This is a genomic window from Ruegeria sp. BE3 (assembly GCF_056538865.1).
The window spans coordinates 208541-225047 of sequence record NZ_JBQFTW010000006.1 but is presented as its reverse complement, the minus strand read 5'-3'; the positions used below and the strand labels follow the sequence as shown (position 1 = coordinate 225047).

Genomic DNA, 16507 nt, shown 5'->3' with positions numbered 1-16507 from the left:
CGGCACTGCATCTCAATTTTCCTAAAGGAGCCCGCAGACATGTCCGCGCAACACGACACTGTTTACCTGACAACGGCGCAGGCGATCATTCGCTGGCTGTCGAACCAGTTCATCGAGATCGATGGTCAGGAATATCGCCTATGTGGCGGGGGTTTCGGGATTTTCGGCCATGGCAATGTGACCTGTCTGGGCGAGGCGCTGAATACGGTGCGGGATGAGCTGCCGCTCTATCGTGGACAGAACGAACAGAGCATGGGATTCGCCGCCGCCGGATATGCCAAACAGTGGCTGCGTCAGCGATTCATGTTCTGCACCGCCAGCGCAGGACCCGGCACTGCGAATCTGCTGACCGCCGCCGGACTGGCCCATGCCAACCGTCTGCCCATGCTAATGCTGTGTGGAGATACCTTCATCACGCGCCTACCTGACCCGGTTCTTCAACAGATGGAGAACTACTACGACCCGACTTTCGGCGTGAATGACGCTTTCAAGCCGGTCAGCCGCTATTGGGATCGCATCACACATCCGGCGCAGGTCATTCAATCTCTGCCCGCCGCCATTGCGACGATGCTGGACCCGGGCGATTGCGGGCCTGCGTTCCTCGGGTTACCGCAAGACGTGCAAGGGTGGACCTATGATTACCCGGTGAAGTTCTTCGAGAAAAAAGTGCATCGCATTCGCCGGCAAGCGCCTGATGCGGATGAAATTGCAGACGCGGCAAGTGCTCTGGCTGGGGCGAAACGCCCGATGATCATTGCAGGTGGTGGCGTTCAGTATTCCAAAGCTGTGGCCGAGCTGACCGATTTTGCCGTGAAACATCAGATTCCAGTGGTCGAAACCATCGCGGGCCGTGCCAATATGCTGGCAACCCATCCGCTGAACATTGGCCCGATCGGTGTCACCGGTTCGGACAGCGCCAACGCAATTGCGGAACAGGCGGATGTGATCGTTGCCATCGGAACCCGGCTACAGGATTTCACAACTGGATCTTGGACGGCCTTTGCGAAGGACGCTCAGTTCATCTCAATCAATGCCGCACGACATGATGCGGGCAAACATATGTCTTTGCCGATTGTTGGAGATGCCAAGTTGTCGATTCAAGCTCTAACGCAAGCAGTTGACTATGCGGCCTCATCCGATTGGGTCTCGCTCGCGCAGGAGGAACGGCGCAAGTGGGACGCCTATGTGGCCGAGAATGTGTCTTACGGGAACCGTCAGAACTCTTACGCGCAAGCCATCGGTGTAGTGAACGAATTGTGTGACACGCGCGACCGCGTGGTCGCCGCCGCCGGGGGCCTGCCCGCAGAAGTCACCGCCAACTGGCGTACATTGGATATCGGCACGGTCGATGTGGAATTCGGCTTTTCCTGCATGGGCTATGAGATCGCAGGCGCCTGGGGCGCGCGCATTGCCCAATCCGAGCGGGAGCCGGAGAAGGACACCATCACCTTCTGCGGTGACGGCTCTTATCTGATGCTGAATTCGGACATCTATTCTTCGGTTCTAAGCCGTAAGAAGATGATCGTTCTGGTGCTCGACAATGGCGGCTTTGCGGTCATCAACAAGCTGCAGAACAATACCGGCAATGAAAGCTTCAACAACCTACTGGAAGATTGCCCGACGATCCCCGAAGCCTTCGGCGTCGATATCGTGGCCCACGCGGCCTCGATGGGGGCAACCAGCGAAAAGGTTGCGAACCCGGCAGAACTATCTGAGGCCTTCAAGCGCGCCAAGGCCAGCGACAAAACCTATGTGATCGTGATGGATGTGGACGCCTATGAAGGCTGGACCACTGAAGGCCACGCATGGTGGGAAGTTGGTACACCCCATACCTCGTCGGATGAGAGAGTTCGCGATGCGCATGTCGAGTGGGAATCCACCCGCGAAAAACAACGCAAGGGCATCTGATGAAACGGTTCACGGCAGAAACATCTAATCCTGAGGTCATCGTCGATGAGCTGCTGAATGGTGGCGGAGCTGTTACCATCTCGGGCCTGTTCACGCCCGAGGAAGTCGCCGAAGCCCGCGCGATCATCATGGAACATTCGGAAGCTGCGGCTGAGAAGGTGACCCACTTTCAGGGGGCAGCCGAAGAAGATGGCAAGCTGAACCTACAACGAAGGGTTTGGAATCTGTTGGCCAAGGGTGACGTATTTTCCCGCATGGCCGCACATCCAGTTCTGATGGATATCCTCCGCAAATTTCTGGGAACAGAGTTCATCATGGGCTCGATCGCTGCCAATCGCATCCTGCCGGGCGGGCCGGGGCAGGAGCCGCATGTCGACTATCCCTATTGGGACTTTCACAGCCCCGAAACGCATCCCGTCGGTCTGAATGGTTCATTTCCAATGAATGCACAGGTCTCGGTTTTGCTGGACCCGTTCACCAAAGAAAGCGGCGCGACGGGCTATGTGCCGGGATCGCAGAAAGAGCTGCGGTATCCCACGCCCGAAGACAAGTTCTATGACAAATGCGAGCAGATGACCGGTGAGCCTGGCGATGTTGCTCTGTTCTATGGCGTGACGTGGCATTGCGCGATGCCGAACAAAGCGGATCACGACCGCAGCGCGATTCTGATCCAATACCTGCCCAAATGGGTCAAACCGATGGAAGATATGCCCGCTGCGCTACCGCAGGATTTCCTCGATCAGGCAAGTCCCGATATGCGGCAGTTGCTGGGTCTGCACTATCCCTACCCCGAGGTGCTTGATGCCGCCCGGGCAGGCAATACTGAGGGACGCACGTGACTCTGATCGAAGGGATAAAAGGCAATCGCTTTGCCGTGTTTGGCCGAGCCGGGATGGACATGTTCGCAGATCCGGTCGGGACCAAAAGCGAAGATGCTAAGGTCTTTCGCGCCGATCTGGGCGGTTCGAGCGCCAACATTTGTGCGGGACTGGTTAAACTGGGATCGCAAGCGGCGCTGGTCACATCAGTCTCGGATGACGCAGTGGGGCGGTTCTGCGTGAACCGTCTGCAGGACTATGGCGTAGAAACGCGATATGTCCGCGCTGTGGGTGGCGAGGCGCGCACCTCTCTGGCCGTTTACGAAAGCTGCATCGAGGATTTCCAGAACGTCATCTATCGCAACGGTGCCGCCGATTTCCAAGTGACCGAGGCGGATATGGATGAGGTGGACTACAGCGCCTTCTCAGCCCTGATCACGGCGGGCACGGTGTTTGCGGCGGAGCCTTCACGCTCGGCCACGTTCCGCGCGTTTGAAAACGCGCGCACCGCAGGTCTGCCAGTGATCTTCGACATCGATTACCGGCCTTATAGCTGGCCGTCGCCGGAAGTGGCCTCGGAGGTTCTGACCCGCGCAGGTAGCGAAAGCGATCTGATCGTCGGAAATGACGAAGAGTTCGGCTTTATGGCGGGCGGCATCGAAAAGAGCCTCGACAAAGCCCGCGAGCTGGCCGCCAATGGAAAAACGGTGATCTACAAGATGGGTCACGAAGGGGCCATCACGCTGACCGATGGGCAGGAGATTCGTACCGGTATCTATCCGGTCACCGCGGTGAAACCCAACGGCGCAGGCGACAGTTTTCTGGCCGGCCTGCTGGCCTCAATCGCGGCGGGGCATGACCTGCGCGAAGCTGTGCTGCGCGGTTCGGCCTGTGCCTCGATCGTGGTCTCGCAGCCCGGCTGCGCCGGGGCCATGCCCACCACGCCCCAGCTTGACGATTTTCTGGCCCAGCACCCGGGCCCCACGGATACCTGAAAGGAGACGCAGATGCATATCGCGCCCCATGACAACCAGAACAAACCCATCGTTGATGCCGACCATGATCTGGTGCCGCTGAACTATTTCAACATCGTCAAACTGAAAAAGGGCGAGGTGTTCGAATATGCCGTACCGGGCTATGAGACCTGCATCGTGCCCGCCACCGGCACCGTGGATGTCGATGTGGATGGGGCAGTGTTTACCAATCTGGGCAACCGCACCATCGACGTCTGGGATGGTGAACCCGAAGGCGTCTATGTTCCCGTCGGCGCAAAGGTGCGTATCACCTGCGTGACGGATGAAACCGAAACTTTCATCGCGGGCGCAAAATTCGACCGTGTGCTTGAACCTTTTGACGTCCGCGTGCCCGAGCTGGATCTGGTACAATACGGCTCGGACGACACCAAAACCCACCGCAAGATCAAACATATCCTTGGGGCAAACCATCACGACAAGGTGGGCCGCCTGCTGGTGTCCGAGCTTTACACCGTCGGTCAGGGCGGCTGGTCCGGATTTCCCAGCCACAAGCACGACACCGACCGCAAAGGCGACGATGGCGATATGATCGAGACTCGCCATGACGAGACGTATAACTTCCGCTTCCGTCCGAACTATGGCTCGGGTGTTCAGATGCTGCAGCGCGAGGATAACAAGCCGGGTGATGCTTATCACATCATGGATGGCTCAACGATCCTACTGGACAAGGGCTATCACCCCTGCGCGGTTCTGCCGGGGTACGAGATGTATTATTTCACCATCCTCGGCGGGCTTAGCCAGCGCTCGCTAAAGCAGTATTTCCAGCCGACCCATGCGGATCAGTTGCACACGATCCCGGGTATCATGGACATGGTGGCCAAGTTCAAATGAGCCTCGTGACATTATCGGACGTGCTGCAACCCGCGCTGCGTGACGGATATGCCGTGGCCGGTTTGGTAACGCTGGGTTGGGAGGATATGCGTGCCTATGTAGCCGCGGCCGAAGCCGAAGGCGTGCCCATCATCCTGCAAGCCGGACCATCCTGCCGCGAACACACGCCGCTGCCAGTTCTGGGCAAAATGTTCCGCCATCTGGCCGAAGGAGCCAGCGTTCCTGTCGTGGCCCATCTGGACCATGGCTACACTCATGAGGAGTGCCGCGTCGCCATCGACAGCGGCTTCACCTCTGTCATGTTCGATGGCTCGCGCAAGCCTTTGGAACAGAATATCGCTGAAACCGCTGCGATTGCCGAGATCGCCCATACCGCTGGTGTCTCCTGCGAGGGGGAAATCGGTTTTGTCGGCTATTCGGGTGGTGAAGGTTCGGACGGGACCACTCCGGAGGAAGCCGCGCAATTCGCCCGAGAGACCGGCGTGGATGCAATGGCGATCTCGGTTGGAAATGTCCATCTGCAGCAAAACAAGGAAGGCGGTCTGGACGAAGCCCGTATCCGCGCGATAGAAGCCGTGACCGAGATACCTCTGGTGATCCATGGCGGCTCGGGCGTGCCGGTTGCGCAACGTGCTGCACTGGCACGTGGATCGAAAATCTGCAAATTCAACATCGGAACCGAATTGCGGATGGCCTTTGGGAATGCCCTGCGCGCTGCCGTAAACGCCGACCCGGACAGGTTCGACCGAGTTCTTATTCTTAAAGACACACATGAGCCGGTTGTCGAGGCGACCCGCCGGGTTCTGCAAGCGTTCAAAGGGGCATGACATGCTGAATATCGGGCTATTGGGGTGCGGACGCATCGGGCAAGTCCATGCACGCTCAATCGGGCAGATCGACGGAGCTCGGGTCAGCGCTGTGGCAGACGCATTTGCGGAGCCGGCCCGGATGCTGGCCGACAAATCCGGCGCACAGGTTCTGCCGGCAGAAGACCTGATCGAAAGCGCTGATGTCGATGCGGTGATCATCGGAACCCCAACCGACACGCATTACGAACTGATCCATCAGGCCGCGCGTGCAGGCAAGGCGATCTTCTGTGAGAAGCCTGTGGAAATGTCCGCCGACCGTATCCGCGACTGCATCAAGGTGGTCGAGACCGCAGGCGTTCCCTTCATGACCGCCTTCAACCGCCGCTTTGACCCAAATTTCGCCAATATTCAGTCCCGAATCGCTGCTGGTGAGATTGGTGACGTCGAAATCGTGACCATTCTGTCCCGCGACCCCTCGCCGCCGCCGATCAGCTATATCGAAAGCTCGGGCGGGTTGTTCCGCGACATGATGATCCACGACCTGGACATGGCGCGCTTCCTGCTGGGCGAGGAACCCGTCAGCGTCTATGCGGTCGGCTCTTCTCTGGTCGACCCCGAGATCGGCAAGGCCGGAGACGTCGACACTGCCGCCGTCACCCTGACCACCGCCAGCGGCAAGATCTGCCAGATATCCAACTCGCGCCGCGCCAGCTATGGCTATGACCAGCGGATCGAGGTGCATGGCGAAAAAGGCATGTTGCGGGCTGAAAACATGTTAGAAAACACGGTCGAGAGCGCCACTCCGGCAGGCTTCCGAAAAGCGCCCGCGCAGCATTTCTTTCTTGAGCGCTATGAGGCTGCGTATCGCCACGAGATGGCTCATTTCATCGCCGCAGTAGGCGGAGCTGAAACGCTATCACCCGGAATCATTGACGGCTTGCGTGCTCAGATACTGGCCGACGCAGCAGACGCATCTTTGAAACAGGGAACAGTAGTGAGCCTCACCTGAGACACCAACCATGCCGTCAGGTTTAAAGGTACGGCGCGCCAAAACTCGTACCCCCTCAAGAAATCGTCAGACATCTTCTCGACGCGCCGCAGTTGCTTGGTATCTGCATGAGATGTCCGGAATGTGTCTGACAGATTAAATTTCTTGAAGACGCGAAGTGTATTTGATTGTTGGTGCGCATTGCATATGGAGCAACGCTATCGTACCAAACTGGGTGCATGAGGTACCTGTCACACTCTCAGCATGTTCAATGGAAGACCGTTGAGCGGAACCTCTGCAAGAGCGGTGACAACAGGCTTACGACCCTGCATCGTACGATCATGAAACTCTATATGCAGGCCACCATCAGGACTGATGCAAAATTCGAGAGCGTGACTTGACTTTGAAACCTATATCCGGGCTTTGGGTTGGCGGACCTCTTACGTATCTCGAGAAGCTGTGTCTGAAATCATTCCTCACTGCTGGACATGAGTTTCACCTTTATACTTACGGGCCGGTTTCAGGTGTGCCGAACGGCGTAGAGATCAAAGATGCCAAGGCGATCCTGCGGCTCGAAAGCGATCCTGCCGACTATACCTATAACCAAATTGAGGTTCTTGCGGATCGATTTAAATATCAGCTACTGTTGCAGGCTGCGACGATCTGGGCGGATCTGGATATGTATTGCCTCAAGCCCTGGGATTTTCCATCGGGGCTGATTTGCGCCTGGCAGAAGAGTGAGAGGGTCGTCGGCGCTGCAGTTTTAGGTTCAGACAAAGAGAGCACCCTAATCTCTGAACTTAATCGATTTGCGCAACAAGAGGCTCCCACTCCTCCTTGGATGAATGAGCACGACATCCAGGATATCAGAGAACGGCGCGTGAGCGGGCAAAAGGTCGATGCCGCCGATCTGAAACGCGGTTCGCTCGGCGTTCATGCATTGAGTTACTTCGTCAAGAAACTGAGCCTTACACAGGAAGTGATGGCGAGGAACAGCTTTTACCCGGTCGAATTCAGCGACCGCGGTCTTCTCACCCAACCCGAAGACACCCTGACCGATTTGCTTGGCGAAGAAGTTTATGGCGTACACCTTTGGGGCAGACGGCTTAGGCGTAGTATTTCTTCAGGTGAGATGCGAATCCCGCCAGCGACGTCTTTCGTCGGAAAACAGCTTGAAAACCACCAGATCAGCGTAGATGAGGCGACGACCGATAACGCGACCGATGCGGGATTGATCAAGCAGAATACTGATGTAAGCGCGCTTGATATCATCGAGCTAAAGCGCTCGATGGCGGAGCTGGAGAAGAAGGCCGCTCGGAAATTCCCAAAGCTTGCGCCGCCCGAGCAGATACCGAAAGCTGATCCGGAGATTCTTGTGATCTCATCGATGAAGAACGAAGGTCCATTCATCCTGGAATGGATCGCCTATCATCTGTCCGTCGGCGTGACTAAATTCCTGATCTACACGAACGACTGTAGTGACGGAACAGATCAAATTCTTGATCGCTTGCAAGCGCTTGGCATCGTTGTTCACCTGCCGAATCCCTATAAGAAGGACAAAGGGCAAAAACCGCAGCGCGGTGCCTTGAATGATGCCGTTCTGCAACCCTGTTACGCCCAGGCGGACTGGACGGTCTGCATAGATGTTGATGAGTTCATCAATATTCATACCGGCGATGGCACGATCCCGGAACTGATCGAAGCTTCGGGTTATCCAAATGTTATTTCAATGACGTGGCGGTTCTTTGGCAACCAGAACGTCCCGAAGTATATGGATGAATTCATAACCGAGCAGTTTACAAGATGCGCCCCGGAGTATCTGCCAAAGCCCCGATTGGGTTGGGGGTTCAAAACGTTGATCTCGAAAGGGGCGCCCTATCAGAAACTGGGTGTTCATCGTCCTTTGCAGATCGAGCCGAACAGCGTCGAAAAAGTCCGGTGGACCAACGGCTCTGGCCGCGTCATGCCCGAGATGCTGCTGACTGGTAACGGTTGGAGATCAACCAAGCGGTCGATCGGCTATGACCTCGTGACGCTGAATCACTATGTCCTTCGCTCTGCAGAGAGCTTTCTCGTGAAACGTGAACGCGGCAGGATCAATCATGTAGATCAAGACCAAGGACTCGAATATTGGCGCGCCCGAAACTACGTCACGGATTTTGATGATCGAATTATTTCCCGGTTACCGAAAGCAAAAGAGACTTGGCGTCAGTTGATGGAAGACTCTGAGCTGGCTGCGCTTCACGATGCCGCAACCGCGTGGCACGCAAACAGGATAGCGGACTTGCTTCAACAACCGGACTATCAAACCTTGTTCGATGCTATTGCTTCAGACAACTCAGGCGCACCCGAATCTGAGATGGGCTAAGTCACTAAATGTACCGAGTTACCAACAGAGACACTTGCTCCCCAACCAATACCACGATGCGGGAGTAGTCGAATTCTCTACTCTTTATCATCAACAACGTAGGGAAGAGATAGAATTGGAGCGAAGCTCACTGCAATCGCGACCACTTTGGGAATCCGAATACAACGAACGGTTCAATGAAACACTGCGACGGGAGTTCTTGAATACCCTGTGGTTTGCAACGACGCAACAAGCTCAGATCGTCATCAATCGCTGGATCAAGCAGTATAGTCACACCCATCCGCACCAGGCGCTCAACCTGTTCGTGACTGTGGGACAGATTAGCGATTACATCGGGCATGGGCATTGTTGAATAGCCTGCTGGATGTAGAGCGGTTACATGGGGATCGCGGCTATAACGCGGATTGGTTCAGAGAAGCATCAGGCGGCAAAGGTATGTGCGCGTGATCCCTCGTAGCAAACAGCCCAAGGCACCGGTGACGCACGAAAAGCGCAGTTGTAAATGGCGCAACTGGATTGAGATCATGTTCAGCAGGTTCAAGGATTGGAGGCATGTCGCAATCCGCTACGACAGGTGCATTAAAGTGCTCCTGCCCGCCCTCATCATTTTCTAGTTACGGGTTGTGAGCCCGGGCATTCTATTTTTCAAATTTGCTTTTAATTGGAAAGTAGGACTCTAAGAATGAGCTCACCATTTGGTCAACTTTGTCTTTCCTTTCTTCGGGCACAGCCGCATCATTCAGGCATATATATTTTTTACGTTTTTCTACCTTCATTTGCTCACTAAGAGAGAGTTCCAATTTTGGCGAAAAGAGTGGTATATAGCAATGATCAGCCTCACAACAAACAGCCCGCCCAGTCATCAGTGCATAGTGGGAATAAAGGAAAGAGATTGGTGGTATATCACTTGGTTCTCTAAATTTGTTTGACGAAGTCACCGCAAACTCTTCCACATATCGCTGCTGCAATTCGTACATAACAGAGCGCTGAGTAGCATAAGGTACATGCTTAATCATGGAGGAAGGAGAAACACCAAAGTCTCTCCGGAAAATCTTTACGACTTTGGCACTCGCCTTGATGAAGCTGTGATCCCTATCTTCGAGGAGTTCTGGGATCACAAACATGTTATCCGTATAAACCTTCGCAATCCCATTCGGATCAAAAAAATCATCTTGCGAAGCTAGCTTTCCAGCCATCATGTCGTCATTAAAGTAGATAAAGTGCTCCGAAAGATCTTCAATCTCATGGAGATGAGATTCAATACTATGGGAGTTAAAAGTTGGAAGGTGATCTATATCGGAGAAGATCTCTTCGTGGTTAACCAGCCTGACACGATTATAATTCGTGTCTAACCAATCTGGTGTCTGCCCTGCAGTGACAATAAATACTTTCCGCACAAATGGCATAAACATCTCGATTGACCGAAGTGCGTATCGAAGCTCATCGCGACTTTTGAACCTCTCGCCTATTGCCCCCGGATGAGCACCGTGCTGAGCGGCATACTCTGCCTTTTGTTTCCTCCATTCACTATCGTCTCCATCCACCCACGTAAATACGACATCTACCGGGAAGTTAGGTTTAGTCGTATCGGTAAACTCGCTATTGATATTATCAATCGTGTCCAAACCCTTGAACAAACCAAAATGTGGAACGCGGGAGACAACGCTAGAAGGTCGATTTACTGAGAGAAATTTTCGTCCATATCGCTCCATCTCGCGCCAGATTGCAATTTCAACCAATGAAACATAGTCGTGCAAATCGTCGGAATACCTAATAATCGCGACATCATATGCCACCCGCATCCCGCGTTTTCTTAGTTTACGGCCTGAAATGGGTTTGTTTTCTTTGTATAAAAATCGAATACTCTCATCATCCGCACAGTCTTTCAAAACCACTGCTAGGAATTTTTCGGCCTCACTCTCTGGTATATTTATTCTAGAGACACCTTCCTCCACAGCCCCACCCAAAATCGGGTTTAGATTCCGCACTCGCGCGAGACCAACTAATCTTTCGGCCATGTTCTTATTTTGCTCGGAGTCAGCTATTACTACCACAGGTTTATTTTTATTGAATATTCTTAATTTAGGTGGTTTCATGAGGATAAAAATCTTTGTGCAGATTAAATCGGTCAAGCGCACCGAGTTGGCGACTTTGCGGCTTCGCCCTATTTGACGTATCCGCCTGTGAAGTTCAAGCCAAAGCATGAGGGGTGTCGAACGGATATGAAACCTAGAATGTAGATATGTACGGACTCTCGGGAGCTTCCGATAACATCCCAGTTTTGGGAAGGAGGGAGTTTTCATGACAGGCGATCAACTAGAGATTCAGCGTAAGCTTCGTGTTCTGCAGTGTGTCTAAAAGATCAGATGTGTGAGCAAGACCTGCCGGTATTTTGGCATTGGTCAATCCAGCTTTTATCGATAGCGTGCGACATACCGAGAATTTGGAGAAGAAGGGTTGAAGAGTGGCAAAACCATTCCGAAGTATCCTGTCAATCAAACACCGCCAGAAATTGTTGAGAAGGTTCTTCACCTGCGGCGGAACTACCATCTGGGACCAATTCACATCGTTTGGTACCTGGCTCGTTATCACGGCATCAAGATCTTCGATGCAGGCGTCTATCGCTTTCTCCGGCGCTATGACCTGAACCGGCTTCCACAAAGAACTAGGGGACGCGTTTCGGTGGGCTCTGCACTTCTGGCCACACAAGGTCTCGGATCTTTCCCTCTGATACCAATCTGAGCGTGAAACTCAACATCTCAGGTGCCCTGCGCTACAGATGACGTAAGTTTGACTATTCGCGTGGGTCAAACTGCAGCCATTTGATGTTTTGTCTTCCGACAATGGCTCTGGGCTAACCCCACGGCTTGCGAAGCCTTTGCATAGTAGATGGCTATTGATGAGGGAGTAAAATCAAAACGAACGTCAAAAAACTGACCACTGAGTTATTGACTCCAACAGAAAATAGAGCAAACGAATGTGCTCCTGCAGGCACACTTCAAACTTTGTCACAGTGCTTCCGGTAAGCTACACGTCATGAAGCGCACTCTACACATGAATTCTCAAACAATTGTTTTTATTGAAAAAAGTGGTGAGCCGTGCAGGATTCGAACCTGCGACCCACTGATTAAAAGTCAGTTGCTCTACCAACTGAGCTAACGGCCCACTCTTTTGTTCGGATCTTAATGATCCGTGGCGCTCTGTAAGGCATTTTCCCAACCGGGTTCAAGACCTTATTTGCACCGCGTTCCACCGGTTTCCTAGACAGGATCGGCGTCCCGATAGGCGGCCTAATTAGGCAGGTGGCGCAGGGGGGTCAACCCCTTTTTTCAGGAATCTGCGCGATAGGGTGGATTCATCTTCTGACCGGGGTTATATGCCCGCCATGCAACGTATTAACGACACCGGTTTGCCCTTCATGAAGATGCACGGGCTGGGCAATGACTTTGTCATTGTGGATGCGCGCGCGCAGGCGGTTTCGATCACTCCTGCACAGGTTGAGGGAATCGGGCATCGTCAATTCGGTGTCGGCTTTGATCAGCTGGCCGTGATTGAAAACGGCCAGGCCGATGCGCATCTGGTGTTCTACAATTCCGATGGCTCGACCTCGGCCGCCTGCGGAAACGCGACCCGGTGCATTGCACGGTTCCTGATGGATGAGACAGGCAAATCCGAGTTGACCCTGACGACCGAGCGTGGAACGCTCTATGCGCGGGATGCAGGCGACGGCCTGACCTCGGTCAATATGGGACATCCGCAAACGGACTGGCAGGACATTCCCTTGGCCGAGGATGTGGATACGCTGGAATTGCCCATCGAAGGCGGCCCGACCGCCACAGGTATGGGTAACCCGCATTGTACCTTCTTCGTTGAAAATGCCGAAGCGATCCCGCTGGCCGAATTTGGCGCGCGGTATGAATATCATCCGCTTTATCCCGAGCGGACCAATGTGCAGGTCGCGCAGGTAATCGGCCCGGACCATATCCGCATGCGTGTCTGGGAACGCGGCGTTGGAATTACGCTCGCCTCCGGCTCGTCCTCTTGTGCCACTGCGGTGGCGGCTGCACGGCGGGGTCTAACCGGGCGGAAGGTGCAGATCGATCTGGATGGCGGCACCATCTGGATTGACTGGCGCGAGGATGGTGTTTGGATGACCGGACCAACGGCTCATGTCTTCTCGGGCACGCTGACGCCGGAGTTTCTGGGGTCGCTGGGATGAACCCGCCAAAGTTTGCCACTCTGGGCTGCCGCCTGAACGCCTACGAGACCGAGGCGATGAAAGAGCTGTCGCAGCAAGCCGGCTTGACGGATGCAGTTGTCGTCAACACCTGTGCCGTGACCGCCGAGGCGGTCCGCAAGGCCCGTCAGGAGATCCGCAAGCTGAGGCGCGAGAATCCCAATGCACGACTGATCGTCACGGGGTGCGCCGCACAGACCGAACCTCAGACCTTTGCCGAAATGGATGAGGTTGACGCAGTTATTGGCAACACCGAAAAGATGCAGCCTGAGACCTGGAAGGGCATGGCCGCGGACTTCATCGGCGAGACCGAGACGGTACAGGTCGACGACATCATGTCCGTCACGGAAACGGCGGGCCACCTGATCGATGGCTTTGGCACACGCTCCCGCGCTTATGTACAGGTCCAGAACGGATGTGACCACCGCTGCACGTTCTGCATCATTCCATATGGCCGAGGAAACTCGCGCAGCGTCCCTGCGGGCGTCGTGGTGGATCAGATCAAACGGCTGGTGGACAAGGGTTACAACGAAGTGGTCCTGACCGGCGTGGACCTGACCTCCTGGGGTGCCGATCTGCCCGCGCAACCCAGACTGGGCGATCTGGTGATGCGGATCCTTAAGCTGGTGCCCGACCTGCCGCGCCTGCGTATCAGCTCGATCGACTCGATCGAAGTGGATGAGAACCTGATGCAGGCCATCGCGACCGAGTCCCGACTGATGCCCCATCTGCACTTGTCCCTGCAACATGGCGATGATTTGATCCTGAAACGGATGAAACGCCGCCATCTGCGCGACGATGCGATCCACTTTGCCGAAGAGGTCCGCAAGCTGCGCCCCGATATGACCTTCGGTGCCGATATCATTGCAGGCTTCCCCACTGAAACGGACGCACATTTTGAGAACTCGCTGAAACTCGTCAAAGAGTGCGACCTGACCTGGTTGCATGTCTTCCCGTATTCGAAACGCGAAGGCACCCCAGCGGCCCGCATACCGCAGCAGGTCAACGGAAACATCATCAAAGAGCGCGCCGCCCGCCTGCGCGCCGCCGGAGAATCTCAGGTTACCAAGCATCTGTCCGCCCAGATCGGCAAAACCCACAACATCCTGATGGAGAACCCGATGATGGGCCGCACTGAACAATTCACCGAAGTGACCTTCGACACGGCCCAACCCGAAGGCCAGATCATAACCGCCACGATCCAGGGGCACACGACCACGCAATTACGAGCCTGATCCGCCCTTCATTTGGCTAAAAATATCTCGGGGTTGAATTGGCCGCAGGCCAAGAAGGGGCTGGCCCCGTCAGCATCGCCGCAACAAAAAACCCCCCGCCACCCAAAGGGCGCGGGGGTCATCAGCTTAATTTTCCTGAACTCAGTCCAGACGCTTACCCTTTACAGGTGCCCACAGGCGCTTGTTCACAAGGTACAGCAGCACCGACAGAACGGTCAGGAACAGAACACCTACGAAACCGGCATTCTTACGCTCCATCATCTTCGGTTCGGCAGTCCACATCAGGAAGGCCGCGATGTCCTCGGACATGGCTTCAACCGTGGCCGGGTGACCATCGGCGAACTCAACCTGATCCTCAGACAGAGGCGGAGCCATCGAGATCCAGCCTCCCGGGAAGGCCGTGTTTTCGTACAGGATGGTACCTGCCTCTTCTTTTTCCTTACCGGTATAGCCATCCATCAACGAGGCGATGTATTCCGCCCCACCCATGCCTTTGACCAACTGGTTGATGCCCAGACCATAGGGACCGTGGAAGCCCGCACGAGCCTTGGCCATCAGGCTCAGGTCCGGTGCGCCAACGCCGTCATTGGCCGGGAAGTGGTCGGTTGGGATCGCCGGGCGGAAATCGTCCTGCTCGGGGTCGAACACTTCGAAGTTGCCAGCAGCATAGGCGATCACTTCTTCTTCCGAATACCCCAGCGCTTCCAGATCGCGCAGCGGCACGTATTTCAGGCCGTGGCAAGCTGCACAGACTTCGGTGTAAACCTGAAGGCCGCGCTGAAGCTGGTTCTGATCCCAGGTGCCAAAAGGCCCTTCGAACGAAAACTGAAAGTCTTCGATGTGCTGCTCATATGCGCCTGCCGCCTGTGATGCGGCAGGAGCGATAGCCAAAGCAAAGGCGGCACCGATTGCAAGTTTCTTGAACATGTTTCCGGTCCCTCTTCTTACTCGGCCGGCGTGGCGTCGGCGTCAGCCTTGCCATAATGCGCGTTGAAGTCTTCTTCGATGGTTTCCGGCTGAGCGTCGGGTTTTTCGATAACACCCAGGATCGGCAGGATCACGAAGAAATAGGCGAACCAGTAGGCGGACGCGATCAGCGAGAAGGTCGCATAAGGCTCTTCTGCGGGCATCGCACCCAGCCACATCAGGGCGAAGAAGTCGATGATCAGCAAGTAGAACCACCACTTGAACATCGGACGGTACTTGCCCGAGCGCACGCTCGAGGTGTCCAGCCAGGGCGCCAGAGCCATGGCCAGGATCGCACCGAACATCGCAATCACACCAAAGAACTTGGCGTCGACGATGCCGCCGGTGATGAAGCTGGCGAACTGCACGACCCAGACCTCACCGGTGAAGGCGCGCAGGATCGCGTAGAACGGCAGGAAGTACCATTCGGGCACGATATGTGCGGGCGTAACCAGCGGGTTGGCTTCAATATAGTTGTCCGGGTGGCCCAGATAGTTCGGCATGAAGCCGACAACCGCCCAAAACACCACAAGGATCACGGCCAGTGCGAACAGGTCCTTGATCACGAAGTAGGGCCAGAAGGGCAGCGTGTCTTTCTCGGCCTCGGCTTTCGAACCACGGCGCACTTCAACACCTGTCGGGTTGTTGTTGCCGGTGGTGTGGAAGGCCCAGATGTGCACGATGACCAGCGCCGCGATAACGAATGGCAGCAGATAGTGCAGCGAGAAGAAGCGGTTCAGCGTCGCGTTGTCCACTGCAGGTCCGCCCAGCAGCCAGGTCTGGATCGCTTCACCCACAAACGGGATTGCGCCAAACAGGCCGGTGATCACGGTCGCACCCCAGAAGGACATCTGACCCCAGGGCAGAACGTAGCCCATGAAGGCGGTGCCCATCATCATCAGGTAGATCAGCATACCGATGATCCACGTGATTTCACGCGGGGCTTTGTACGAGCCGTAGAACAGGCCACGGAAGATGTGGATGTAGACTGCAACAAAGAACAGCGATGCGCCGTTCATGTGCAGGTAGCGCAGCATATAGCCGCCATTCACGTTGCGCATGATGTGTTCGATGCTGGCGAAAGCCAGATCAACATGCGGGGTATAGTGCATCACCAGAACAATACCGGTGACGATTTGCAGCGCCAGGCAGAACGCCAGGACGATGCCCCAGATCCACCACCAGTTCAGGTTCTTGGGGGTGGGGATCATGATGGTGTCGTAAATCAGGCCGACGATGGGCAGACGGCTGTTCAGCCACTTCTCGCCGTTTGTCTTCGGCTCGTAATGATCGTGGGGAATTCCGGACATACG

At 55.2% G+C, this 16507-nt stretch carries 12 protein-coding genes, 1 tRNA gene and 3 pseudogenes; 12 read left to right on the top strand and 4 right to left on the bottom strand.

Annotated features, from left to right (window positions below):
• Positions 1 to 39 precede the first annotated feature (39 nt).
• The 9 genes and pseudogenes from iolD to ACR0AZ_RS15300 form a co-directional block, all read left to right on the top strand.
• Positions 40 to 1908 (top strand): 3D-(3,5/4)-trihydroxycyclohexane-1,2-dione acylhydrolase (decyclizing), encoded by a 1869-nt coding sequence (iolD, locus tag ACR0AZ_RS15340; RefSeq protein ID WP_480667797.1) that lies wholly within the window; start codon positions 40 to 42, stop codon positions 1906 to 1908.
• Positions 1908 to 2747 carry a phytanoyl-CoA dioxygenase family protein gene (locus ACR0AZ_RS15335; protein WP_480471494.1) on the top strand — a complete coding sequence of 280 codons (840 nt, stop codon included), beginning with the start codon at positions 1908 to 1910 and terminating at the stop codon, positions 2745 to 2747. Before iolD ends, ACR0AZ_RS15335 begins: the two co-directional genes overlap by 1 nt.
• Positions 2744 to 3721 (top strand): 5-dehydro-2-deoxygluconokinase, encoded by a 978-nt coding sequence (gene iolC, locus ACR0AZ_RS15330; RefSeq protein ID WP_480667796.1) that lies wholly within the window; start codon positions 2744 to 2746, stop codon positions 3719 to 3721. Before ACR0AZ_RS15335 ends, iolC begins: the two co-directional genes overlap by 4 nt.
• 12 nt (positions 3722 to 3733) lie before the next feature.
• On the top strand, positions 3734 to 4591 hold the full coding sequence (locus tag ACR0AZ_RS15325) for a 5-deoxy-glucuronate isomerase (protein WP_480471492.1): 858 nt from the start codon (positions 3734 to 3736) through the stop codon (positions 4589 to 4591).
• The gene (locus ACR0AZ_RS15320; RefSeq protein WP_480667795.1) at positions 4588 to 5418 is read left to right on the top strand and encodes a class II fructose-bisphosphate aldolase; all 831 of its coding nucleotides are present in this window, start codon (positions 4588 to 4590) and stop codon (positions 5416 to 5418) included. Before ACR0AZ_RS15325 ends, ACR0AZ_RS15320 begins: the two co-directional genes overlap by 4 nt.
• A gap of 1 nt (position 5419) precedes the next feature.
• Entirely contained in the window at positions 5420 to 6409 is a 990-nt protein-coding gene (gene iolG / locus ACR0AZ_RS15315; protein ID WP_480667794.1) for an inositol 2-dehydrogenase, read from the top strand.
• A gap of 376 nt (positions 6410 to 6785) precedes the next feature.
• Positions 6786 to 8756: a glycosyltransferase family 2 protein gene (locus ACR0AZ_RS15310; RefSeq protein ID WP_480667793.1), complete on the top strand. Its 1971-nt coding sequence runs from the start codon at positions 6786 to 6788 to the stop codon at positions 8754 to 8756.
• Positions 8707 to 8994 (top strand): annotated as a pseudogene (locus ACR0AZ_RS15305) (integrase core domain-containing protein); the annotation flags it as partial. The gene ACR0AZ_RS15310 and the pseudogene ACR0AZ_RS15305, both read left to right, overlap by 50 nt.
• 54 nt (positions 8995 to 9048) lie before the next feature.
• Positions 9049 to 9370, top strand: a pseudogene (locus ACR0AZ_RS15300) (transposase family protein); the annotation flags it as partial.
• A 24-nt stretch (positions 9371 to 9394) separates the two neighbouring features.
• On the opposite strand, the gene ACR0AZ_RS15295 reads toward ACR0AZ_RS15300, so the two are convergent.
• The gene (locus tag ACR0AZ_RS15295) at positions 9395 to 10852 is read right to left on the bottom strand and encodes a stealth family protein (protein ID WP_480471488.1); all 1458 of its coding nucleotides are present in this window, start codon (positions 10850 to 10852) and stop codon (positions 9395 to 9397) included.
• 265 nt (positions 10853 to 11117) lie between these two features.
• Between ACR0AZ_RS15295 and ACR0AZ_RS15290 the strand changes: the two are divergent.
• A pseudogene (locus tag ACR0AZ_RS15290) lies at positions 11118 to 11432 on the top strand (transposase family protein); the annotation flags it as partial.
• A 413-nt stretch (positions 11433 to 11845) separates the two neighbouring features.
• On the opposite strand, the gene ACR0AZ_RS15285 reads toward ACR0AZ_RS15290, so the two are convergent.
• Positions 11846 to 11921, bottom strand: a tRNA-Lys gene (locus tag ACR0AZ_RS15285).
• A 211-nt stretch (positions 11922 to 12132) separates the two neighbouring features.
• Between ACR0AZ_RS15285 and dapF the strand changes: the two genes are divergently transcribed.
• The gene (dapF, locus tag ACR0AZ_RS15280) at positions 12133 to 12975 is read left to right on the top strand and encodes a diaminopimelate epimerase (protein ID WP_480471941.1); all 843 of its coding nucleotides are present in this window, start codon (positions 12133 to 12135) and stop codon (positions 12973 to 12975) included.
• Positions 12972 to 14228 (top strand): tRNA (N(6)-L-threonylcarbamoyladenosine(37)-C(2))-methylthiotransferase MtaB, encoded by a 1257-nt coding sequence (gene mtaB / locus ACR0AZ_RS15275; RefSeq protein ID WP_480660693.1) that lies wholly within the window; start codon positions 12972 to 12974, stop codon positions 14226 to 14228. The genes dapF and mtaB overlap by 4 nt, the downstream gene beginning before the upstream one ends.
• 141 nt (positions 14229 to 14369) lie before the next feature.
• On the opposite strand, the gene ACR0AZ_RS15270 is transcribed toward mtaB, so the two are convergent.
• Together ACR0AZ_RS15270 and petB are read right to left on the bottom strand one after the other, a co-directional pair.
• Entirely contained in the window at positions 14370 to 15155 is a 786-nt protein-coding gene (locus ACR0AZ_RS15270; RefSeq protein WP_480667792.1) for a cytochrome c1, read from the bottom strand.
• A gap of 17 nt (positions 15156 to 15172) precedes the next feature.
• Positions 15173 to 16504: a cytochrome b gene (gene petB, locus ACR0AZ_RS15265; RefSeq protein ID WP_480667791.1), complete on the bottom strand. Its 1332-nt coding sequence runs from the start codon at positions 16502 to 16504 to the stop codon at positions 15173 to 15175.
• Positions 16505 to 16507: the final 3 nt, after the last annotated feature.

Excerpts from the sequence above, each read along its gene's own strand:
- iolD (WP_480667797.1), top strand. The coding sequence starts at position 40 with ATGTCCGCGCAACACGACACTGTTTACCTGACAACGGCGCAGGCGATC.
- ACR0AZ_RS15335 (WP_480471494.1), top strand. The coding sequence starts at position 1,908 with ATGAAACGGTTCACGGCAGAAACATCTAATCCTGAGGTCATCGTCGAT.
- ACR0AZ_RS15325 (WP_480471492.1), top strand. The coding sequence starts at position 3,734 with ATGCATATCGCGCCCCATGACAACCAGAACAAACCCATCGTTGATGCC.
- ACR0AZ_RS15320 (WP_480667795.1), top strand. The coding sequence starts at position 4,588 with ATGAGCCTCGTGACATTATCGGACGTGCTGCAACCCGCGCTGCGTGAC.
- iolG (WP_480667794.1), top strand. The coding sequence starts at position 5,420 with ATGCTGAATATCGGGCTATTGGGGTGCGGACGCATCGGGCAAGTCCAT.
- ACR0AZ_RS15295 (WP_480471488.1), bottom strand. The coding sequence starts at position 10,852 with ATGAAACCACCTAAATTAAGAATATTCAATAAAAATAAACCTGTGGTA.
- dapF (WP_480471941.1), top strand. The coding sequence starts at position 12,133 with ATGCCCGCCATGCAACGTATTAACGACACCGGTTTGCCCTTCATGAAG.
- mtaB (WP_480660693.1), top strand. The coding sequence starts at position 12,972 with ATGAACCCGCCAAAGTTTGCCACTCTGGGCTGCCGCCTGAACGCCTAC.
- ACR0AZ_RS15270 (WP_480667792.1), bottom strand. The coding sequence starts at position 15,155 with ATGTTCAAGAAACTTGCAATCGGTGCCGCCTTTGCTTTGGCTATCGCT.
- petB (WP_480667791.1), bottom strand. The coding sequence starts at position 16,504 with ATGTCCGGAATTCCCCACGATCATTACGAGCCGAAGACAAACGGCGAG.